This is a genomic window from Streptomyces sp. NPDC003016 (assembly GCF_053591455.1).
Genome location: NZ_JBSFTV010000003.1, coordinates 1 through 19618, shown reverse-complemented (window position 1 = coordinate 19618; position 19618 = coordinate 1). Strand labels below are relative to the sequence as shown.

General features: G+C 72.6%; 20 protein-coding genes. 10 read left to right on the top strand and 10 right to left on the bottom strand.

What is annotated here, in order from left to right; genetic code table 11:
* Positions 1 to 97: 97 nt before the first annotated feature.
* From ACWDZ4_RS02925 to ACWDZ4_RS02905, 5 genes are all read left to right on the top strand, one after another.
* Positions 98 to 1297 carry a lipid II:glycine glycyltransferase FemX gene (locus ACWDZ4_RS02925; protein ID WP_451506694.1) on the top strand — a complete coding sequence of 400 codons (1200 nt, stop codon included), beginning with the start codon at positions 98 to 100 and terminating at the stop codon, positions 1295 to 1297.
* Positions 1294 to 2931 carry a murein biosynthesis integral membrane protein MurJ gene (gene murJ / locus ACWDZ4_RS02920; RefSeq protein WP_451506693.1) on the top strand — a complete coding sequence of 546 codons (1638 nt, stop codon included), beginning with the start codon at positions 1294 to 1296 and terminating at the stop codon, positions 2929 to 2931. The genes ACWDZ4_RS02925 and murJ overlap by 4 nt, the downstream gene beginning before the upstream one ends.
* 66 nt (positions 2932 to 2997) lie before the next feature.
* Positions 2998 to 3684 carry a response regulator gene (locus tag ACWDZ4_RS02915; protein ID WP_451506692.1) on the top strand — a complete coding sequence of 229 codons (687 nt, stop codon included), beginning with the start codon at positions 2998 to 3000 and terminating at the stop codon, positions 3682 to 3684.
* Entirely contained in the window at positions 3678 to 5159 is a 1482-nt protein-coding gene (locus tag ACWDZ4_RS02910; RefSeq protein WP_451506691.1) for an ATP-binding protein, read from the top strand. Before ACWDZ4_RS02915 ends, ACWDZ4_RS02910 begins: the two co-directional genes overlap by 7 nt.
* Positions 5156 to 5677 carry a hypothetical protein gene (locus ACWDZ4_RS02905; RefSeq protein ID WP_451506690.1) on the top strand — a complete coding sequence of 174 codons (522 nt, stop codon included), beginning with the start codon at positions 5156 to 5158 and terminating at the stop codon, positions 5675 to 5677. The genes ACWDZ4_RS02910 and ACWDZ4_RS02905 overlap by 4 nt, the downstream gene beginning before the upstream one ends.
* On the opposite strand, the gene ACWDZ4_RS02900 is transcribed toward ACWDZ4_RS02905, so the two are convergent.
* Both ACWDZ4_RS02900 and ACWDZ4_RS02895 read right to left on the bottom strand, forming a co-directional pair.
* A complete protein-coding gene (locus ACWDZ4_RS02900) occupies positions 5674 to 6498 on the bottom strand; it encodes a serine hydrolase domain-containing protein (protein ID WP_451506689.1) in 825 nt (274 codons plus the stop codon). The two genes, ACWDZ4_RS02905 and ACWDZ4_RS02900, sit on opposite strands and share 4 nt — an antisense overlap.
* 19 nt (positions 6499 to 6517) lie before the next feature.
* Positions 6518 to 7027 (bottom strand): GNAT family N-acetyltransferase, encoded by a 510-nt coding sequence (locus tag ACWDZ4_RS02895; RefSeq protein ID WP_451506688.1) that lies wholly within the window; start codon positions 7025 to 7027, stop codon positions 6518 to 6520.
* Positions 7028 to 7112: 85 nt separating this feature from the next.
* On the opposite strand from ACWDZ4_RS02895, the gene ACWDZ4_RS02890 reads away from it, so the two are divergent.
* Both ACWDZ4_RS02890 and ACWDZ4_RS02885 read left to right on the top strand, forming a co-directional pair.
* Entirely contained in the window at positions 7113 to 7568 is a 456-nt protein-coding gene (locus ACWDZ4_RS02890) for a MerR family transcriptional regulator (protein WP_451506687.1), read from the top strand.
* Positions 7569 to 7575: 7 nt separating this feature from the next.
* Positions 7576 to 8592, top strand: a complete 1017-nt coding sequence (locus ACWDZ4_RS02885) for an aldo/keto reductase (RefSeq protein WP_451506686.1) — start codon at positions 7576 to 7578, stop codon at positions 8590 to 8592.
* Positions 8593 to 8634: 42 nt separating this feature from the next.
* Here the strand turns inward: ACWDZ4_RS02885 and ACWDZ4_RS02880 are convergent, their stop codons facing one another.
* The 7 genes from ACWDZ4_RS02880 to ACWDZ4_RS02850 all read right to left on the bottom strand — a co-directional run bounded on the left by ACWDZ4_RS02880 (position 8635) and on the right by ACWDZ4_RS02850 (position 16077).
* Positions 8635 to 9828 carry an acyltransferase family protein gene (locus ACWDZ4_RS02880; protein ID WP_451506685.1) on the bottom strand — a complete coding sequence of 398 codons (1194 nt, stop codon included), beginning with the start codon at positions 9826 to 9828 and terminating at the stop codon, positions 8635 to 8637.
* The gene (locus ACWDZ4_RS02875; protein WP_451506684.1) at positions 9825 to 10850 is read right to left on the bottom strand and encodes an alpha/beta hydrolase; all 1026 of its coding nucleotides are present in this window, start codon (positions 10848 to 10850) and stop codon (positions 9825 to 9827) included. The genes ACWDZ4_RS02880 and ACWDZ4_RS02875 overlap by 4 nt, the downstream gene beginning before the upstream one ends.
* A gap of 172 nt (positions 10851 to 11022) precedes the next feature.
* A complete protein-coding gene (locus ACWDZ4_RS02870) occupies positions 11023 to 11697 on the bottom strand; it encodes a response regulator (protein ID WP_451506683.1) in 675 nt (224 codons plus the stop codon).
* Positions 11694 to 13061 carry a sensor histidine kinase gene (locus ACWDZ4_RS02865; RefSeq protein WP_451506682.1) on the bottom strand — a complete coding sequence of 456 codons (1368 nt, stop codon included), beginning with the start codon at positions 13059 to 13061 and terminating at the stop codon, positions 11694 to 11696. The genes ACWDZ4_RS02870 and ACWDZ4_RS02865 overlap by 4 nt, the downstream gene beginning before the upstream one ends.
* A 44-nt stretch (positions 13062 to 13105) precedes the next feature.
* Positions 13106 to 13999 carry a DUF4429 domain-containing protein gene (locus tag ACWDZ4_RS02860; protein ID WP_451506681.1) on the bottom strand — a complete coding sequence of 298 codons (894 nt, stop codon included), beginning with the start codon at positions 13997 to 13999 and terminating at the stop codon, positions 13106 to 13108.
* A gap of 96 nt (positions 14000 to 14095) precedes the next feature.
* A complete protein-coding gene (locus ACWDZ4_RS02855; RefSeq protein WP_451506680.1) occupies positions 14096 to 15307 on the bottom strand; it encodes an alpha/beta hydrolase in 1212 nt (403 codons plus the stop codon).
* Between the two features lie 86 nt (positions 15308 to 15393).
* Positions 15394 to 16077, bottom strand: coding sequence for a TetR family transcriptional regulator (locus ACWDZ4_RS02850; RefSeq protein ID WP_451506679.1), 684 nt, complete (start codon positions 16075 to 16077; stop codon positions 15394 to 15396).
* A gap of 115 nt (positions 16078 to 16192) precedes the next feature.
* Here ACWDZ4_RS02850 and ACWDZ4_RS02845 point away from each other — a divergent pair, with 115 nt between their 5' ends.
* From ACWDZ4_RS02845 to ACWDZ4_RS02835, 3 genes are all read left to right on the top strand, one after another.
* Positions 16193 to 17800, top strand: a complete 1608-nt coding sequence (locus ACWDZ4_RS02845; RefSeq protein WP_451506678.1) for an MFS transporter — start codon at positions 16193 to 16195, stop codon at positions 17798 to 17800.
* Positions 17801 to 17969: 169 nt separating this feature from the next.
* Positions 17970 to 18332: a peptidase inhibitor family I36 protein gene (locus tag ACWDZ4_RS02840; RefSeq protein ID WP_451506885.1), complete on the top strand. Its 363-nt coding sequence runs from the start codon at positions 17970 to 17972 to the stop codon at positions 18330 to 18332.
* A gap of 82 nt (positions 18333 to 18414) precedes the next feature.
* Complete coding sequence (locus tag ACWDZ4_RS02835; protein ID WP_451506677.1) at positions 18415 to 18678, top strand: small hydrophobic protein; 264 nt, start codon at positions 18415 to 18417, stop codon at positions 18676 to 18678.
* Positions 18679 to 18682: 4 nt separating this feature from the next.
* Here ACWDZ4_RS02835 and ACWDZ4_RS02830 read toward each other — a convergent pair whose 3' ends face one another.
* On the bottom strand, positions 18683 to 19480 hold the full coding sequence (locus ACWDZ4_RS02830) for a potassium channel family protein (RefSeq protein ID WP_451506676.1): 798 nt from the start codon (positions 19478 to 19480) through the stop codon (positions 18683 to 18685).
* Positions 19481 to 19618 lie beyond the last annotated feature (138 nt).

Genomic DNA, 19618 nt, shown 5'->3' with positions numbered 1-19618 from the left:
ACCGTCCGGTCACATTCGCCGCGCTCCACGGTCACGGACGGCTGCCAGCCTCCTGTCCGTCCCGCCCGCCAGGAGGCGGAAATTGGAGGCTCACGCTGTGTCAGCGCTGCTTGTGACGGCGGCCGGTCGCGGCCGGGAAATGCTCCTGGAGCCCGTCACCGCCGAGACCTACCGCGCGTTTCTGGTGTCCCGCGCGGCCGAGCCCTCGGGCCCCAGTTTTCTGCAGTGCCCGTCCTGGGCCGACGTGAAGGAAGGGTGGCAGCCCCGGCTGGTCGGCTGGGGGCCCGCGCGGGAGTCCGGCGCTCCCTGCGCGCAGGGGCTGACCGGGGTGGCGCTGGTCCTGCTCCGCCCGTTCCCCGGCACCCGCAAGCACTTCGCCTACCTGCCCGAAGGGCCGTACGCGGACTGGGCCGATCCGGATCTGGACGGCTGGCTCACCCCGCTGCTGCGTCATCTGCGGGCGGCCGGAGTCTTCGCCGTGCGCATCGGTCCCTCACCCGCCTTCCGCCGCTGGAACGCCGCCCGGCTCAAGTCGCTCACCGGTCCCGGCCGGCGCCTCTGCGACGTCCTCGCCTGCGAGGTCGACCCCCTCGGCACCGCCGTGTCCGAGCGGCTGCGGGCGCGCGGCTGGCGGCGCTGCGGCGGCGACGGCCCCGGCAACGACGGCGACGCCCAGCCGCGCCTCGTCTTCCAGGTCCCGCTCGCCGGGCGCACCACCGAAGACCTCTGGAAAGGGCTCAACCAGGAGTGGCGGCGCAATGTCCGCCGCGCGCGGAAGTCCGGCGTCGAGGTGGCCGTGGGAGGCGCCGCCGACCTCCCCGAGTTCTACCGGCTGCTGCGGATCACCGAGGAACGCGACGGATTCCGGCTCGGCCGCTCACTGGCCTACTACCAGCGGCAGTACGAGGCCCTCAACGCCGAGGAGCCGGGCCGGATGAAGCTCTACCTCGCCCGCCACGAGGGCGAGGTCCTCGCCGCCCACACGATGATCACGGTGGGCCGCCGGGTCTGGTACCAGACCGGCGCCTCCGCCGACCACCGGCGCGAGGTCCGCCCGTCCAACGCCCTGCAGTGGCGCATGATGCGCGACGCCCACGAACTCGGTGCGGACGTCTACGACATGCGCGGGGTACCCTCCACCCTCGATCCCGACGACCGCGGACACGGTCTGCTGCGCTGGAAGCTCGGCACCGGCGGACAGGTCGTCGAAACGCTGGGGGAGTGGGAAACACCGATGGCAGGCACGACCAACCACACGCTGTACCGCGCCTTCCAGGCGTACCTGGCCCGCCGATGAGCACCACGTCGCTCGCCGCGCCGAAACAGCCGTCCGTACTGCGCAGTGGCGCGCTCATGGCCACCGGGTCCGTCGTCTCGCGCGCCACCGGGTTCGTACGGTCCGCCGTCGTCGCGGCGGCGCTCGGCATCGGCCTGACCGCCGACGGCTACGCGGTCGGCAACTCCGTCCCCACCATCGTCTACATGCTGCTCCTCGGCGGCGCCCTCAACGCCGTCTTCGTTCCCGAGCTGGTCAAGGCCGCCAAGGAGCACGCGGACGGCGGGGCCGCCTACACCGACCGGCTGCTCACCGTCTGCGTGGTGGCGCTGCTGGTGATCACGGCCGGCGCGGTGTCCGCGGCGCCCGCCATCGTCGGCGCGTACACCGACTACACGGGCGCGCAGGCCGCCACGACGGTCGCCTTCGCCCGTTACTGCCTGCCGCAGATCTTCTTCCTCGGTCTGTTCACGCTGCTCGGCCAGGTCCTCAACGCGCGTGGCCGGTTCGGCGCGATGATGTGGACGCCGGTCCTCAACAACGCCGTCGTCATAGCGGTGTTCGTCCTCTACCTCGTGACGAGCGGCTCGCAGAACGCCCTCACCCCGGCCGAAACCGCCCTGCTCGGCTGGGGCACCACGGCGGGCATCGCCGTCCAGGCCCTCGCGCTCCTCCCCGCCCTGCGCGCCGCCCGCTTCCGCTGGCGGCCCCGGTTCGACTGGCGGGGCAGCGGGCTGACGAGGCCGATGCGCGCGGCCGGCTGGCTGGTGCTGCTGGTCCTCACCAACCAGGCCGCGTACTGGGTCGTGACCCGGCTCGCCACGGCGGCGGGCCAGCGGGCGGCGGGCCTCGGCATCGACGGCGGCGTGGGCTTCAGCGCGTACAACAACGCCTACCTCCTGTGGGCCGTGCCGCACGGCATCGTGACGGTCTCGCTGGTCACCGCGCTGATGCCCCGGATGAGCGGGTCGGCGGCCGGAGGGGACAGGGCCGCCGTACGCCGCGACGTCTCGTATGCGCTGCGCACCAGCGCCGCCGCCGTCGTCCCGGCGGCCTGCGCGCTCCTCGCCCTGGCGCAGCCGCTGATGGCGCTCGTCTTCCAGTACGGCAGGACCGGCGCCGACGACATCACGGCGATGGCGGGCATCCTGATGGCCTTCGCGCCGGGCCTGATCGCCTTCTCCGGCCAGTACGTCCTCTCCCGCGCCTTCTACGCGCTGCGCGACACCCGCACCCCCTTCCTCCTCAACCTGGTGATCGCCGGGCTCAACGCGGGCCTGTCCACGGCCGCCTACCTGCTGCTGCCGGCGCGCTGGGCGGTGACCGGCATGGCCGGGGCGTACTCGCTGGCGCTCTGCGCGGGCTGGGCGCTCACCGCGTACACCCTGCACAGGCGGCTGCTCGCGGACCGTACGACGGGACGCTCCCCGGCCCTCGCCGCCCACGCCCGGCTCCTCGCCGCCGCGCTGCCCGCCGCGACGCTCGGCCACCTCGCCGCCGGATGGGCGGCGGGGGCGGGGGCCCTGGCGGCGACGGCGGCGGGCGCGACCGCGATCCTCGCGGTGTTCGCCGTACTGGCAAAACCCCTGCGCCTGACGGAAGTCGACGCCCTGCTCACGGGCGCGGCCCGGCGGCTGCGCCCGGCGAAGCGGTGAGCGGCCGGCCGTCAGCACCGTCAGCACCGTGACGATCACCCGACGATCACTTGGGATACTCCACAGATGCCACGCGTGCTCCTGATAGAAGACGACCCCTCCGTACGGGAAGGGGTCGAGCTCGGGCTGCGCCGCCGGGGCCATGACGTACGGACCGCCGCCACCGGGGAGGACGGTCTCGCCGCCCTCGCCGAATTCCGGCCCGACCTGCTGCTCCTCGACCTGATGCTGCCCGGCATGAACGGCGTCCAGGTCTGCCGCCGGGTGCGCGAGACCAGCCAGCTGCCGATCATCATGCTCACCGCCCGCGGCGACGACTTCGACGTCGTCATCGGCCTGGAGGCGGGCGCCGACGACTACATCGTCAAGCCGGCCCGTACGGAGGTGATCGAGGCCCGCATCCGCGCCGTGCTGCGCCGTATCGAGGAACCCGGCGGCGGGCGGCCCGCCGTCGAGTTCCACGGCGAACTCGCCGTCGACCGCGCCGGACTCACCGTCGCCAAGTCCGGTGAACGCGTCGCCCTCGCCCCCTCCGAGCTGAAGCTGCTGCTTCACCTCTCCGCCGCCCCGGAACAGGTGTTCAGCAGGCAGCAGTTGCTGGAACACGTCTGGGAGCACAGCTACCACGGCGACGCGCGGCTCGTCGACGCGTGCGTACGGCGGCTGCGCACCAAGATCGAGGACACCTCGGGCAGCCCCCGCTACATCCAGACCCTGCGCGGCTTCGGCTACCGCTTCGGGCCACTGTGCTGATTTCCGGGCTGCGGACGCGGCTCGTCCTGGCCTTCCTGCTCGTCGCCGCGGTCGGCTGCGGCACCACGGCCGCCCTCACCTACCGCGAGGCGCGCAACGCCCTGCTGGAACAGGCGCAGGACACGGCCGTCTCGTCCTTCCGCGACCAGATCCAGGCATTCCACTACAACCTGCCGCCCAACACGGAGCAGATGCAGGGAATGGTCCGCACGCTCGCCCGGCAGGGGAAGCCCCACAACTGGTGGGTGTACGTCGAGTACGGGTCGGTCCGGATCTCCTCCGGCACGAACCCCACCTCCACCGTCATCACGCCCGAGCTGCGCCGCCAGGCCCGGGGCACCCCGCACGGCAGCTTCCAGCGGGTCGTCAAGAACGGCGAGCCCTACCTGACCGTTGCCGTGCCGGCCGTCTTCAAAACCAGCCGGCCCGGCACGGGAGGCCGGACGGTACGGCCCACCGGTCTCACTTTCTACGCCGTCATGCGGCTGACCGACGAACAGGCCAACATCGACGCCATGGTCGTCGCCGCGCGGGACGGCGCCCTGCCGGCGCTCGCGATCGCCCTGGTACCCGCCCTCCTCGCCGCCCGCAGCGTGCTGCGCCCGGTCCGCGACCTGCGGCGGGCGGCCCGCAGCCTCGGCCGGGGCCGGCTGGACACCCGTATCCCGGTCAAGGGCGGCGGGGAACTCTCCGAACTCGCCCGTACGTTCAACGAGTCCACCGCTGCGCTCGAACGCTCCGTGGACGAACTCCAGCGCGCCGAGACCCGCGCCCGCCGCTTCGCCTCCGACGTCTCCCACGAACTGCGCACCCCGCTCGCCGGGATGCTCGCCGTCACCGAACTGCTCGACGAGGACGCGGCCGGCCTCGACCCGGACACGGCCGCAGCGGTGCGTCTGATCAGCAGCGAGACGGGCAAACTCGCCGTACTGGTCGAGGACCTGATGGAGATCTCCCGCTTCGACGCCCGTGCGGCCGAGCTGAACACCGACGAGGTCGACGCCGCCGAGACCATCCGCAGGACCCTGCAGGGCCGCCACTGGACGGACCCCGTCGGGATCGTCCTCGATCTGCCCGACGGTATTCGCGCCCGGCTCGACCCCCGGCGCTTCGACGTCGTGATCGCCAACCTCGTCGGCAACGCCCTGCGGCACGGACGGCCGCCCGTCACGGTCCGGCTGCGCACCGAGACGCGCCCGCGGGACCCCGGGGCGGCCGAAGGGGCACAGTGGCTCGTCACCGAGGTGGCCGACCGGGGCCCCGGCATCCCCCTGGACGTGCTGCCGCACGTCTTCGACCGCTTCTACAAGGCCGACCTGGCCCGTACGCGCTCGACGGGCAGCGGCCTCGGACTCGCCATCACCCTGGAGAACGTACGGCTGCACGGCGGTACGGTCCGAGCCGCGAACGGCCCCGGCGGCGGGGCCGTCTTCGTCGTGGAGATACCCCTCACCACCAGCGAGGTGAGCGCGTGAGGTACGTGCGTTCCCTCGCTCTGGCGTCGGCGTCGCTGCTGCTCGCCGGGTGCGGTATCCGGACCAGCGAAGTGGTCGAGGCGGGCGGCCCGGCCGTCGTCGGCGCGGCCTTTGACCCGCAGAGGGAAATGCTGCTCTTCTTCGTCGCACCGGACGGCTCGTCGGTCCCCGTGATCAGGTTCGTCGACTCGGCGGCCACCCCCGTGGCGCCCGCCAAGCAGCTTGCCGCGCTGCTGCACGGTCCCACGCCCGAGGAGCACGCGGCCGGCCTCACCACCCGGCTGCCCGCCGGCAGCGCGTCGGTCCAGGTGGAACCGGCGGCGGACCAGAAGGCGAGCGGCCGGGCCGGCGCCCCGGAAAAGGTGCGCGTCACGGTCGCGTTCGCCGTGCGCTCACTCGACGCGGCCGCCGTCCGGCAACTGGTCTGCACGACGGCACACGCGCGGGACCCCGAGGGCCTGGTGGAAGTGGCCCTTACCGGAAGCGACGGCTCCCTGCCGGCCGCCACCTGCGACTAGCGGGCGCCCGGACCGAATTCGGCGAGGACCGCGTCCGTGAACGGCGGCCACACCTCGGCGGCCCACGGCCCGAACGCCCGGTCCGTCAGCGCCACGCACGCGATCCCCGCGTCCGGGTCCACCCACAGGAACGTGCCGGACTGGCCGAAGTGGCCGAAGGTGCGCGGGGAGGACGAACCGCCCGTCCAGTGCGGGGACTTGGAGTCGCGGATCTCGAAGCCGAGGCCCCAGTCGTTCGGGTTCTGGTGGCCGTACCCGGGCAGTACGCCCTTCAGTCCCGGGTGGACGACGGTGGTGGCCCCGGCGACCGTACGCGCGTCCAGCAGGCGCGGGGCCTGGAGCTCGGCGGCGAACCGCGCCAGGTCGTCGACGGTCGAGACGCCGTCCTTGGCGGGCGAGCCGTCCAGCGACGTGGCCGTCATGCCCAGCGGCTCCAGCACCGCCTGGCGCAGGTACTCGGCGAAGGGGATGCCCGTCGCCTTCGCGATGTGGTCGCCGAGGACCTCGAAACCCGCGTTGGAGTAGAGCCTGCGCCCACCGGGGGGCGCCGTCACGCGGTGCTCGTCGAAGGCGAGGCCGCTGGTGTGGGCGAGGAGGTGGCGGACCGTGGACCCCTCGGGGCCGGCCGGCTCGTCGAGCTCGACGGCGCCCTCCTCGTACGCGACGAGCACGGCGTACGCGGCGAGCGGCTTGGTGACCGACGCCAGCGGGAAGCGGTGCGCGGTCGGGCCGTGCGCGGCGGCGACGGTGCCGTCCGCCCGTACGACGGCGGCCGCCGCGGTGGGTACCGGCCAGTTCTCGGTCATCGCCAGGCTCTGCATGGGTACGAGCGTAAGGGCCCTAGAGGCTGAGCCGCATCGAGGGGTCGGGCTTGCGGACGAAGCCCAGCGAGGCGTAGAGGGGCTCCGCCTCCTCGGACGCGTTGAGGTCGACGCTCACCACGCCGCGCTCACGGAACCAGTCCAGCAGCGCCTCCATGCACGCGCGGGCGTGGCCGCGGCGGCGCCGGCCGGGGTCGGTGGCGACGCTGAAGACGTGTCCGACGGCGCCGTGCGGATTGCCGGAGCGTCCGATGCGGTACTCGACCGTACCGACGGCGAGCGCGGCCAGGGCCCCCGGCCGGTCCGGGTGGTCGGCGACGAAGGCGGCGAAGTTCCCGTCCGGTTCGGCCAGTTTCCCGCGCAGGGTGGGGAGGGACTCGGCGTGCCAGTCGGACGGGGGTGCCTCCCTGCTCGGGCGAAGTCGGGACTCTGGGGGAGTGCCGGAGGGGAAGACCGAGTCGATCATCACTTGGCGCAGGCGCAGGACTTCCACGGCGTCGGCGGCGTCGGCGCGGCGTACGGGGCTCATGGGGCGGAGGCTAGTGTGCACGACCGGAGACTTCTCCAGGTTTACGGTTGCCTGGAGTGCACTCCAAGGTCCTAGCGTGGAGGCCATGACCGTGACGGAAACCGCACCCGCACGCACCGACATCTGCGTCGCGGCGCCCCGGGCGCACCCCCGCCCCGAAGGCCAGGACCACTACACGATCAGCGAGGTCGCGGCGTACACCGGACTCACGGCGTACACCCTGCGCTGGTACGAGCGGATCGGTCTCATGCCGCACGTCGGCCGCTCGCACACCGGCCAGCGGCGGTTTCGCAACAGAGACCTGGACTGGCTCGCCTTCGTCGGCAAGCTGCGGCTGACCGGGATGCCGGTCGCGGACATGGTCAGGTACGCCGAACTGGTACGGGAGGGCGAGCACACCCTCGAAGCGCGCCAGGAGCTGCTGGAGGCCACCCGCAGGGACGTGCGCGCACGCATCGCCGAGCTCCACGACACGCTCGCCGTACTGGACTACAAGATCGACTTTTACGCGGACGCCCGGCGGGCGTCGGAGAGGGCCTGAAACCCACATGAGCGACAGCAGGATCGAAAAAGTCCAGCTCGGGACCGATGGGCCGGAGGTCGGCGCACAGGGCCTCGGCTGCATGGGCATGAGCTTCGCGTACGGACCCACGGACGCCGACGAGGCGCGGGCCACGCTGGAGCGGGCGCTGGAGCTCGGCATCACGCTGTACGACACGGCGGACGCGTACGCGGCCGGCGAGAACGAGAAGTTCCTGGCGCCGTTCTTCGCGGCGCACCGGGACGAGGTCGTCGTCGCGACGAAGTTCGCGCTGGCGATGGACCCCCACGACCCGGCGAAGCGGATCATCAACAACGATCCCGCCTACATCCGCCAGTGCGCCGAGGACAGCCTCCGGCGCCTGGAGGTCGACGAGATCGACCTCTACTACATGCACCGGCGTGACGTGAACGTCCCCATCGAGGAGACGGTCGGCGTGATGGCCGAACTCGTGCGCGAGGGCAAGATCAAGCACCTCGGGCTGAGCGAGGTCACCGGCAACGAGCTGCGGGCCGCGCAGGCCGTGCACCCGATCGCGGCCGTGCAGTCCGAGTGGTCGCTGTTCAGCCGCGACATCGAGGCGGGCGTCGTACCGGCGGCACGCGAACTCGGCGTCGCCCTGGTCCCGTACTCCCCGCTCGGCCGCGGCTTCCTCACCGGCTCCTTCACCAGCGCCGAGAAGGATCTGACCGAAGGCGACTTCCGCCGCAACCAGCCCCGCTTCAACGGCGACAACGCCGCCGCGAACGCCTCGCTGCTCGACCCGGTGCGCAAGCTCGCCGAGGGGCGCAACGCCACGCTCGGGCAGGTCGCGCTCGCCTGGGTGCAGCAGCAGGCGCAGGTGCACGGACTCCCCGTCGTACCGATCCCGGGAACGCGCAGGCGCACCCGCGTCGAGGAGAACGCCGCCGCCACCCGGCTCCTGCTCACCGAGAGCGAGATGGAGCTGCTCGAACCGATCGCGGGCCAGGTCGCCGGCGGCCGGTACGCGGACATGTCGTTCACCTCCGCCGGGCGCGAGTAGGGACGAGCGGGGCCGACGGAACCGGGATTCACGCGGGTCCTCTCACGCCAGCCCCAGCGCGAACACCGCGAAGCCCGCCGCGAGCAGCCCCGCTGCCGCGCGGCGGGCCTTCGTCGCCCCCGTCCACGGCGTCTCGAACCCGCGCGCGTACCGCCCGATCAGGATCAGCAGCCCCGCGAACACCGGCAGCCACGCGGCCCTCGCCGGAATCCAGCCCAGCGCATCGGGCGCCGCCGTCAGACCCGGAACCGTACCGAGGAACGCACCCGGGACGGCCGCGGCGAGCATCGCCGTCTGGTGCCAGCACAGCACCGTCATCGCCGACAGGTTGATCACCACGACCGGCGCCCACAGCGACGGCCTGCGCAGCAGCCTGCCGATGCGCTCGCGCAGCAGGATCGCGGCGCCGCTCTGGGCCGCGGCGAGGGCGAGGACCAGCAGGGACGGCGGGTGCGAGTTGGTGCGGGTCTCTCCCGGTACGCCGACCATCGACGCCGGGTAGTGGAAGACCAGCAGCAGCACGGCGAACAGGGCCGCGCCGCCGGCCAGCAGCAGGACGCCGCCGCGCCTGCCGATGCGCTTCTCGCCCCAGCAGACGCCGAGCTGGTACGCGAAGAGCCAGCCGGGGAGCAGGTTCAGCAGGCTCAGCCAGGACGGCACGGCGTCGGCGTACGGACCGTAGCGCAGGAAGTCGACGACGGCGACGGAGCCGATGAGGGGCGCGGCGGCCCAGGCGCCCGTCGCGCGGGCGGCGCGGACGCAGTACGGGGTCAGGGCGGTCACCGCCGCATACACGCCCACGAACCACAGCGGCTGGATCACCAGCGTCGACCCGGTCCGCAGCGTCGTGCCCGGCACCCCCAGCGCGTACAGCACCGGGATCAGCACCGCCCACACGGCGGTCACGCCGAGCACGGGCCGGCCGAGCCGCGCGATCCGGCCGCGCAGCCACGCGCCGGTGGAGCCCTGGCGGCGGCGGTAGGACAGGGCCGAGGCGCAGCCGCCGACCAGGAAGAAGACGCCCAGCATCTGGAGCACCCAGCTCACCGGCGCGAAGAAGCCGAAGGAGGCGAGCGGGCTGGCGTTGCGCAGGGCGCCGTCGCCGTCCAGGGTGAAGCCGCCGAGCATCCAGTGGCCGGTGGGGACGGCGAGGAGGGCGAGCGCGCGCAGGCCGTCGACGGCGCGGTCGCGGTGGGCGGGGGTCCGCGCGTCGATCCTCGCTGCGAGGGTGCTCACCACAGCTCCTTCCCGAGGGTGATCGCGGCGAAGGCACGCAGGGACCGGGTGCCGGGGGCGAAGTAGCCGGTGTGTCCTTCGGCGTCACCGGCCGGGACGCGGCGGGCGCCGAAGGCGGGGGCGGTGGGGTCGGGGCCGTGGCCGAGGCCGGCGAACTCGACGTTCGGGATGTCGTCGATCCAGTCGGACGGGTTCTTGGCGGCCCACACGCGGGCGTCGGTGTGCAGGCCGGCGACGTTCTTCGCGCGCATGCCGGGGGAGCCGAGGGCCACGACGTCGGCGGCGTCGAGGCGGGGGGCGGCCAGACCGCACACCACCGAGCCGTAGCTGTGGCAGAAGAGGGCCGGGTCCGGGGCGCCGGTCGCGTCGAGTCCGTCCGCCAGCCGTACGAGACGGCCGGCGCCGGCCTCGGCGAGGTCACCGGTGGCGGCGTCCGGGCCCAGGCCGACGGGGGTGGTGTAACCGGCCCACGCGATCGCGGCGGTGCGGTGGCCCTTCGTCGCGTCGCGCAGCGACTTGGCCATGCCGGCCGGCGTGCCGTAGGGGTCCCTCGTACGGTCGAAGGTACGGGCGTCCATGTCCGACCCGGGGACGACGACGGCCACGTGCTCCGCCGCGGCCAGATCGCCGTACACCTCGGCGACCTGGCCGCGGCCGCGCGGATCGAGGGCCAGGATCTGGCGGCCGGGGTCCGCGAGGCGGTCGAGGCCGTGGGCCTTCGCGGTACGGGAGTTGGCGGCGTAACGGAGCTTCACGGGGGCGCCGTCCAGGTTGCCGACGACGGTGGGGTGGCGGCGGGCGAGGTCCCGCTGCCGGTCGGGGGTGAGCGCCGCGAAGAAGCGGGCGACCTGGGCGGGGGCGGTCGCGGCCGGGTCGGGCAGCCCCTCGCGCTGCCAGGCGGCGCTGCCGGGGGGCGGGCCGGTGACGGGCTCCTGCGCGGTGCCGGAGGCCCAGCCGGCCGTCCCCGAAACGACGGTTGTCGCGAGAGCGATCGCGACCAGGGTCCTCTTGTAGCGGCGCATGACGGCCTCTTCTTCCTCTTCCGGCGGCTGACGGAGAGGAAGGTAGGAAGACGACGCCTACGGGGGCGTCACCCCGGGGAGCCAAGTCGGGGATGCGACCGGGGTAGGGGGCGGGGGCGGTGCGGGGGGCGTGCCACTCCCGCACCGCCCCCGGCACCGACACGAAACCCCGTCATGACCCCGGCGAGACCAGCCCCGACTCGTACGCGAAGATCACCGCCTGCGCGCGGTCGCGCAGGTCCAGTTTGGCCAGGACACGGCCGATGTGCGTCTTGACCGTCTGCTCGGCCAGGATCAGCCGGGCCGCGATCTCCTGGTTCGACAGGCCCCGGGCGATCAGCTCCAGGACCTCCGTCTCGCGCGGCGTGAGCCCGTTGAGCCGCAGCGACGGGTCCTTCCGTGGCGCGGGCCGCAGCCGCGCGAAGTCCGCGATCAGGCGCCGCGTCACCGACGGCGCCAGCAGCGCCTCCCCGGCCGCCACCACCCGTACCGCCGAGATCAGGTCCGCCGGGGGCGCGTCCTTCAGCAGGAATCCGGAGGCCCCGGCGCGCAGCGCCTCGTACACGTAGTCGTCCACGTCGAACGTGGTGAGCATCAGGACCTTCGGCCGGTGGACGACCCCGACCGGCGGGTCCAGCAGTGCGCGCGCCGCCGCGAGCCCGTCCATCTCCGGCATCCGGACGTCCATGAGCACCACGTCGGGGTGCGTGGACCGGCTGACCTCGATCCCCTGCCGCCCGTCCGGCGCCTCGCCCACCACGTCGATGTCGCTCTGCGCCGACAGCAGCGCGGCGAACCCCGCCCGCACCATGGCCTGGTCGTCGACGATGATCACGCGGATGGTCATGGGGCGGTGGGATCCTTCGCGCCGAGGGGAAGCCGGGCGGCGACCCGGAAGCCGCCGTCGGGCAGCGGGCCCGTGTCGAGCGTGCCGCCGGTCAACCGTACGCGTTCACGCATCCCGACGAGGCCGTGTCCGCCCGCCCCGCCCGCCTCCACGGGCGAAGCCGGTCCGGCCGGGGGCCCGTTGACGACGAGGACGGTCAGGTCCGTGCCGTCGGAGGAGACCGCGACCCGGGTCGTGGCACCCGGCGCGTGCCGCACGACGTTCGCCAGGGCCTCCTGCACGATGCGGTACGCCGAAAGGTCGATGGACTGCGGCAGTCGACGCGTGCCGGCGAGGCCCGCGGTGAGGGACAGCTCGGCCGGCACCCCGGCCCGTACCGTCGCCTCGACGAGCTGCTGGAGCCGGTCGAGGCCGGGCTGCGGGGCCCGCTCGCCCGTGGCGTCCTCGCTGCGCAGTACGGACAGGAGCCGCCGCATCTCGGTCAGCGACTCCCGCGCGCTCGCGGCGATCGAGGCGAACTCCTCCCGTGCCCCGGGGGAGAGGCCGCCGACGCGGTACGGCGCGGAGTCCGCCTGCACGGTGATCACCGACATGTGGTGGGCCACGACGTCGTGCAACTCGCGGGCGATACGGGTGCGTTCCTCCAGCAGCGTGCGCCGGGACCGCTCCGCCTCGCTGATGGTCTCCTGCTCGGCGAGCCGCCGCTGCGCGTCCCCGCGCTCGCGCAGCGCGCCGCCGATGACGAGGACCACCGCGCTGAGGACGATCAGCAGGACGTTCGTGCCGTCGCTCTCTTCGGGGAAGAGCTGACCGAGGACGAGACCGGCCGCGCCGGTGACGAGCCAGACGCCGATGAGGGTGCGGCGCGTCTCGCGCAGCGCCAGGGCGAGCATCAGGAAGAGGTACGCGACGATGACGGGCGGCGTCCACGGCCAGATGTCGTTGCTGTCCAGGCCGCCCAGGGCGAACAGCCCGCCGACGACATCGGCGGGCAGGACGATCCACCACGCCTGGAGCGGCCGGTGCGCGACCATCAGCAGCGGAACGGTCTGGGCGGCGGCGACGGCCCCGGCGAGGCCGCCGGGCACGGCGTAGTCGGTGGTGAGGACGGTGATCGTGACGGGCAGGAACGTGGCGACGAGGGCGAGTGCAACGGCGTACGGCAGCAGCCGCTGCCACCGCCGCGGGGCGTCGGCGAAGAGGGGCGCCGGCGGGTGCGAGGGGTGGGTCACGGCGTGGGCCAGGGCGCGCAGGTTGCGGCGTCCGGCGCTGATCAGGCCGTCGGTGGGGGGCGCGGGCCGGTGCGGGGAAGGTTCGGTCATGGCCCGGCCAGCGTAGGCAGGTGGCCCGCGTACGGGCGTCATACCGTGGGGGGCGAAGCGGTCTCGTACCCGGGTATGACGACCGTCTACAACTGCGCGAGCAGCTCCGCCTTCTTCGCGGTGAACTCCTCGTCGGTGACCAGGCCGGCCTGGTGCAGGTCGCCGAGGTGCCGTATCCGCTCGGCGACGTCGGCGGGGTCGCGCCGCCCGGAGACGTGGGCGGGCACGGGCTCGCCCCGCACCGCGTCCAGTGCGGCCGCGCTTCCGCTGCGTACCGAGCCGAGCACCGCCGCCGCGAACGGCAGGGACTCGTGCACCGGTCCGTATCCGAGGCCGAAGACGACGGCCGCCGGGTCCTGGTCGGCCTGGGCGGGCTGCGGCGGGGCCGTGGTCATGGAGTCGGCCCGCCGCAGGAGCCGCAGATAACCGTCGAAGACGTCGGGGGAGCGCCACTCGACGCCGTTCAGCTCCTGGACGGGGAAGTTCTGGTCGCCCGCCTTCCATTTGGCGGAGGACGCGCCCGTCCAGAACCAGCGGAACGACACCCGCGACCCGTCGAAGGACGCCTTCCCGTCGTACGCCTTGAAGTGCAGCGGGGCCTGCGGGGCGGCCACCAGGAACTTCTCGGCGGGCAGTTTCACGTGGGGCCCGAGCAGGGCGCGCAGTTCGTCGGCGTAGTACTCGGCGAGGGTCTCGCGCTCGGCCGGCAGCACCAGCCGGTACGGGTCGGCGCCGTCCCGCAGCTGTCCGGCGGCGGCCTCCATCAGCGGGTCGGCACCCGGTCTCGGGATCGCGTGCAGAACGACTGTGCCGCGCTTGCCCGGCGTCAGGGTCACCGACGCCAGCGCCTCGTGCGGGATGCGCCGTTCGCCGAGCGCCTGGAACAGCTTCGGCGTGCGGATCCCCCGTTCGAAGCGGATGAGCACGGAGTCGTCATCGAACTCCCAGGTGGCATGAATTCCGGCCAGCACATCACCCATGCGGCTCATCGTATGCGGCGCGCGCCCGTGCGTCGCCCCTCGGTGCCGGACGCAATGTTGCGGCCGGGCTCCGGTCGATACGAGGTTCTACGCGCGTCAGTTCGCTTCCGCGCCGGAAATTCCGCTCCGGCAGGCCCCGTCGCCGCCCGCGCAGCTGATGGTGGAGTACGAGCCGACGCCTATCCCGGCGAAGTTGCCGAGACTCTCCGTCCCCGGCTCGAAATAGCCGGTGTGCCCGACCGCGCCGGACGCGGAGAAGACCCGCGCCCCGAACTCCGGCGCCACCGGGTCCGCGCCGTGGCCGAGCCCGCCGACCTCCAGGTACGGCACGTCCTGGATCCAGTCGTCGCGGTCCCGGGTGGCCCACACGCGGGCCCCGGTGCCGAGCCGCTTCGCGCTCTCGACCCGCATGCCGGGGCTGCCCGCGACCGCGATGTCGGTGACTCGGGACGGCAGGGCGGAGGCGGCCACGCCGCACACCACCGAGCCGTAGCTGTGGCAGAAGAGCGACACCGCCGCGTCGCCGGGCAGGGCCCGCACGAGGGAGTCGAGCCGCCGGGAGCCGTCCCTGGCGAGCCTGCCGAGGGCCGCGTCCATGCCGACGCCGACGGGCGAGGTGTAGTCGGCCCAGGCGATGACGGCGGTACGGGTACCGGGCGCCGCGGCGCGCTCGGCGGCGTACAAGGACTTCGCCATGCCGACGGGCGCGGTGTACTTGCGGCGCGTCCGTTCGAAATTCACCACATTGGTGTCGGCGCCGGGCACGACGACCGAGACCCGCTCGGCGCGTCCGAGGTCGCCGAAGACCTCGGCGACCCGGCCGGAGCCGACGGGGTCGAAGGCGAGGATCTGCCGCCCCTCGCCCGTCAGCGACTGGAAGCGGTGCATCCTGCGGCCCGCCGTCTGGCGGCCCGCCGGGGTGAGCTGCTTGTCGTGCATGCGCTCCAGCTCGACCGCGCGGGCCTGGACGAGCGCCAGGCGGTTGGCCCGGTAGCGCAGGGTGAGCGGGGCGCCGTTCAGGTTGCCGACGACGAGCGGGTAGCGCTCGACCAGCCGGGCGCGCTGGGAGGCGGTGAGACCGGCGAAGAAGCGGGCGAGGAGGCCGGGCGCGGATCCGGCCTCCGGCAGCTCGATGCCGTCGATGCCGCCCCGTGCCCAGGCGGCGAACGATGCCGTACGGAGGTCGGATTCGCCCTGGTGGCGGCGTATCGCGGTCCACCCCGTGGTCGCCAGCAGGACGAACACCACGGCGAGGGCGAGCAGCCCGCGCCATGCGCTGAGGGTGGGGGAGGTGTCGAAGGAGGTCACTGCGGGCCACCCTAGGAGAAGCGTGGGGCCCGCCGCGAAATCAGTGACGCACATCACGTTTCAGGACGGAAATGGTGGAGGCTCGGTCACGCTGTGTTCGCGCCCGGCGTGCGCGCCGGCGTACGCCACTCCGCAGCGAGCGCCGGTCCGAGGTGGTCCAGGTAGAGCTCGGTCAGTGTCCTGATCGACTCCATGCTGGCGTCCTCGCCCTGCCCCCACAGCCGCCCCGCCACCCGCATGACGCCGGTGAACGCCGCCACGGCGACCCGCGGCCGGGGATCGGCGTCCAGGTCGAGGTCCTCGCGGTCGGCGACGATCCCGGCTATCCGCTCCTCCAGATCGGTGGAGCGGCGCAGATGGGCGGCGAGCAGGGCGGGCGTCGATTCGATCATCCGGTAGGTGCGCATGTGCAGCTCCACCGGAACGACGGCCTCGATCGCCTCGCCGATGGTGTTCCAGGCGCCGAGGACGGCGTTGCGCATGGCGGCGAACGGGCCCTCCTCCGGGGGGCGGGCGAGCAGTTCCGCCACGAAGCGCGACTCCACCATCTCCTGGACGGCGAAGGCGACTTCCTCCTTGCTGGCGAAGTAGCGGAAGAAGGTGCGCTGGGAGACCTCGACGGCGTCGGCGATCTCGTCGACGGTCGTGCGCTCGTACCCCTGTGTGGTGAAGAGCTCCAGCGCGACCCGCAGCAGGGCGTCGCGGGTGCGCTGTTTCTTGAGCTCGCGCAGCCCCGTCGTCGATCCGATCGTCGCCTGCCGCTCGGTCATTCGAAGGTAGCCTCTTTCGCCTTTGTCCAGCTCAGGATACCTGTGAGCTACCTGACAGTTACCGGCGAGTGATTTCGTTTGTCAACTGTCAGTGGCTGACATTAGCTTGGTCTGTATGACTAGTCAGACGACCATCGACAAGGCTCCGCCGCCGCAGGAACCCGCGGCGGGGCCGGCCAAGGGGCTCCGTGGGCACCCTTGGCTGACGCTCTTCTCCGTGGCGATCGGCGTGATGATGGTCGCGCTCGACGGCACGATCGTCGCGATCGCCAACCCGGCCATCCAGAAGGACCTCGGCGCCACGCTCGCCGACGTCCAGTGGATCACCAATGGCTATCTGCTCGCCCTCGCCGTCGCCCTCATCACCGCGGGCAAGCTCGGCGACCGCTTCGGCCACCGCCAGACCTTCCTGATAGGCATCGCCGGTTTCGCCCTCGCCTCCGGGGCCATCGGCCTTTCCACCGAGATCGCCCTGGTCATCACCTTCCGGGTGCTCCAGGGCCTGTTCGGCGCGCTCCTCATGCCGGCCGCGCTCGGCCTGCTCCGCGCCACCTTCCCCGCCGAGAAGCTGAACATGGCCATCGGCATCTGGGGCATGGTCATCGGCGCTTCCACCGCGGGCGGCCCGATCGTCGGCGGCCTGCTCGTCGAGCACGTCAACTGGCAGTCCGTCTTCTTCATCAACGTCCCCGTCGGGGTCGTCGCGCTCGTCTTCGGCCTGGTGATCCTCAAGGACCACCGCGCGGCCAATGCCCCGCGCTCCTTCGACGTCCCCGGCATCGTGCTGCTCTCGGGCGCGATGTTCGCCGTCGTCTGGGGCATCATCAAGGCCGGTGAGTGGGGCTGGGACAGCCCCAGCACCTGGGCCTGGCTGGGTGCCTCCGTCGTCCTCTTCGCGGTCTTCGCCGTCTGGGAGACGAAGGTCGAGGAACCGCTCATCCCGCTCGCCATGTTCCGGTCCGTCCCGCTCTCCGCGGGCGTCGTCCTCATGGTCCTCATGGCCATCGCCTTCATGGGCGGCCTCTTCTTCGTGACGTTCTTCCTCCAGGGCGTGCACGGCATGAGCCCGGTCGACAGCGGTCTGCACCTGCTGCCGCTGACCGGCATGATGATCGTCTCCTCGCCGCTCGCGGGCGTGCTCATCACCAAGTTCGGCCCGCGGGTCCCGCTGGTCGGCGGCATGGTCGCCACGGCGGCCGCCATGTTCGGCATGACGACGCTCACGGCCGACACGAGCACTCCCATGATGTCCCTCTGGTTCGGCCTCCTCGGCCTCGGCCTCGCGCCGGTCATGGTCGGCGCCACCGAGGTCATCGTCGGCAACGCCCCGATGGAGCTCTCCGGCGTCGCCGGCGGTCTCCAGCAGGCCGCCATGCAGGTCGGTGGCGCGCTCGGCACCGCGGTCCTCGGCGCGATCATGTCCTCGAAGGTCAGCGCCGACTTCGCGGGCAACTGGAAGGAAGCGGGCATCCCGATTCCGGCCGACCCCAAGCTGGAGGAAGCGGCCGAGTTCGCCTCCGTGCCGACGAAGGAACTGGCCGAGTCGGGCCTGGAACCGCCCGTCATCGACAAGATCGGCGCCGTCATCCATGACACGTTCGTGTCGGGCATGCACCTCGCCTTCACCGTCGCGGGCGTCGTCGCGGTCGTGGCGGCGCTCGTCGCCACCCTGACCAAGCGCGGCGAGAACGCGGACGCGGCCGCGGGCGGCGCCCACATCTGACGCCCTCCGGCGTCAACCCGGTACGTACGACAGCCCCGCCGGACGGTTCCGGCGGGGCTGTCGCCTATCCGGGTGGAACGGCCCCCGGCGCCTTCCGTCCCCACGTTCCCGCAGTTCAGGGTGGGGGCAACTGATCCACACGACACGGGGGCCGATTCCGATGTTCCACCTGCGTACGACCGTCCTCGCGGCCGGAGCCCTGGCCGCCACCGCGCTGCTGCCGCAGACCACCCACGCCGCGCCGCCCCGCCTCGGATCCTGTGCGACCGGGGAGCTCTGCCTCTGGGCGAAGCCGGACTTCAAGGGCGGGCGCCAGTCCCACGAACTGTCCGGCCTCGACATCGAGAGCTGCGTCCCCCTGCCGGCCGGCACCGACGCCCAGGCCCTCGCCAACCGCACCGGCCGGCCCGTCACGACGTACCAGTCCGAGGAGTGCGAGGAGACGGGGGAGTTCGAGACCTATCCGGGCGGCGGGACCTGGGTACCGCAGTCGCCGTACCGGGTGAGGGCGTTCAAGGTGTGGGAGAACTGAGGGGGATGCACGCCGGAAAGCGGGGCAACTGGTGGTCAAGCCCGGATCACACGAATTCCAGGGCACGACTCAGGGAGTGACCATGGCGAGCAACAGCCGCACGCACAGCGCGTCCAACACCAGTGCCCTCAGCTGGGTCTCGCTCATCTGCGGCATCATCGGCTTCTTCACCCTCGGCATCATCCTCGGCCCGATCGCGCTGATCACCGGCTGGATCGCGATGGGCAAGCGCTTCAACAGCGGCAACGTGCCGGCCATGATCGGCTTCATCCTCGGTGCGGTCATCACCGTCCTCGCGGTCATCGCGCTGATAGGCGGTGCGGCCGTCTACGGCATGTCGATCTGACGCGCTACGCCGGACCCCGTGGCGCCGGGGCCGCCCCCACGGGCGGCCCCTCGCCCATGCCGGGAGCCGGAACCCCCGCCCCCGACGTGAGCTCCGAGACCTGCGCCCGCAGTGCCCGCACTTCCTCGGTGAGCAGCTCGATCGCGGCCGTCTGGCGCCGTTCCTCGGCGTCGTCCCGGTCGAAGCGGGAGATGAACCACGCCGCGATGTTCGCGGTGACCACACCGAGCAGCGCGATGCCCGAGAGCATCAGTCCCACCGCCAGCACCCGGCCGAGTCCCGTCGTGGGGGAGTGGTCGCCGTATCCGACGGTCGTCATCGTCGTGAAGGACCACCACACCGCGTCGCCCAGCGTCTTGATGTTCCCGCCGGGGGCGTCCCGCTCGACCTCCAGCACGGCCAGCGAGCCGAACATCAGCAGGCCGATCACCGCGCCTCCGACGTACGTCGTGAGCTGGACCTGGGGAGCCGTCCTGGCCCGCCGGCCGACCAGCAGCAGCGTGGAGACGAGCCGGAGCAGCTGGAGCGGGCGCAGCAGCGGCAGCACCACCGCGAGCAGGTCCAGCGGATGGCTGCGGACGAACGACCGCTTGTCCGGCGACAGCGACAGCCGTACGACGTAGTCCAGGGCGAACGCGCCCCAGACCGTCCACTCGGTCACCAGGCAGATCCGGCGTACCACGCCGCCCGCGTCCGGCACGACGATCGGAACCGCGTACGCGAGGGCGAAAGCCACCGCCAGCCCCAGCAGGGGCCCCTGCGTGCGCTCTTCCCACCGGATCTGCGCTGTCTGCACCTTCATGCCCCGAATGGTAGGGAACGGCGAAGGGCGGCGGGGCCCGCGGGCCCCCCCCCCCCACCGACCGCCGGAGGGAAAACCAGCACCCCCCGCCAAAGGGAAAAAGGGGGGGGGGGGATAAAAGTGGAGGTAAGGGAGGGA

Excerpts from the sequence above, each read along its gene's own strand:
- murJ (WP_451506693.1), top strand. The coding sequence starts at position 1,294 with ATGAGCACCACGTCGCTCGCCGCGCCGAAACAGCCGTCCGTACTGCGC.
- ACWDZ4_RS02915 (WP_451506692.1), top strand. The coding sequence starts at position 2,998 with ATGCCACGCGTGCTCCTGATAGAAGACGACCCCTCCGTACGGGAAGGG.
- ACWDZ4_RS02900 (WP_451506689.1), bottom strand. The coding sequence starts at position 6,498 with ATGCAGAGCCTGGCGATGACCGAGAACTGGCCGGTACCCACCGCGGCG.
- ACWDZ4_RS02895 (WP_451506688.1), bottom strand. The coding sequence starts at position 7,027 with ATGAGCCCCGTACGCCGCGCCGACGCCGCCGACGCCGTGGAAGTCCTG.
- ACWDZ4_RS02890 (WP_451506687.1), top strand. The coding sequence starts at position 7,113 with ATGACCGTGACGGAAACCGCACCCGCACGCACCGACATCTGCGTCGCG.
- ACWDZ4_RS02885 (WP_451506686.1), top strand. The coding sequence starts at position 7,576 with ATGAGCGACAGCAGGATCGAAAAAGTCCAGCTCGGGACCGATGGGCCG.
- ACWDZ4_RS02875 (WP_451506684.1), bottom strand. The coding sequence starts at position 10,850 with ATGCGCCGCTACAAGAGGACCCTGGTCGCGATCGCTCTCGCGACAACC.
- ACWDZ4_RS02870 (WP_451506683.1), bottom strand. The coding sequence starts at position 11,697 with ATGACCATCCGCGTGATCATCGTCGACGACCAGGCCATGGTGCGGGCG.
- ACWDZ4_RS02865 (WP_451506682.1), bottom strand. The coding sequence starts at position 13,061 with ATGACGCCCGTACGCGGGCCACCTGCCTACGCTGGCCGGGCCATGACC.
- ACWDZ4_RS02860 (WP_451506681.1), bottom strand. The coding sequence starts at position 13,999 with ATGGGTGATGTGCTGGCCGGAATTCATGCCACCTGGGAGTTCGATGAC.
- ACWDZ4_RS02850 (WP_451506679.1), bottom strand. The coding sequence starts at position 16,077 with ATGACCGAGCGGCAGGCGACGATCGGATCGACGACGGGGCTGCGCGAG.
- ACWDZ4_RS02845 (WP_451506678.1), top strand. The coding sequence starts at position 16,193 with ATGACTAGTCAGACGACCATCGACAAGGCTCCGCCGCCGCAGGAACCC.
- ACWDZ4_RS02835 (WP_451506677.1), top strand. The coding sequence starts at position 18,415 with ATGGCGAGCAACAGCCGCACGCACAGCGCGTCCAACACCAGTGCCCTC.
- ACWDZ4_RS02830 (WP_451506676.1), bottom strand. The coding sequence starts at position 19,480 with ATGAAGGTGCAGACAGCGCAGATCCGGTGGGAAGAGCGCACGCAGGGG.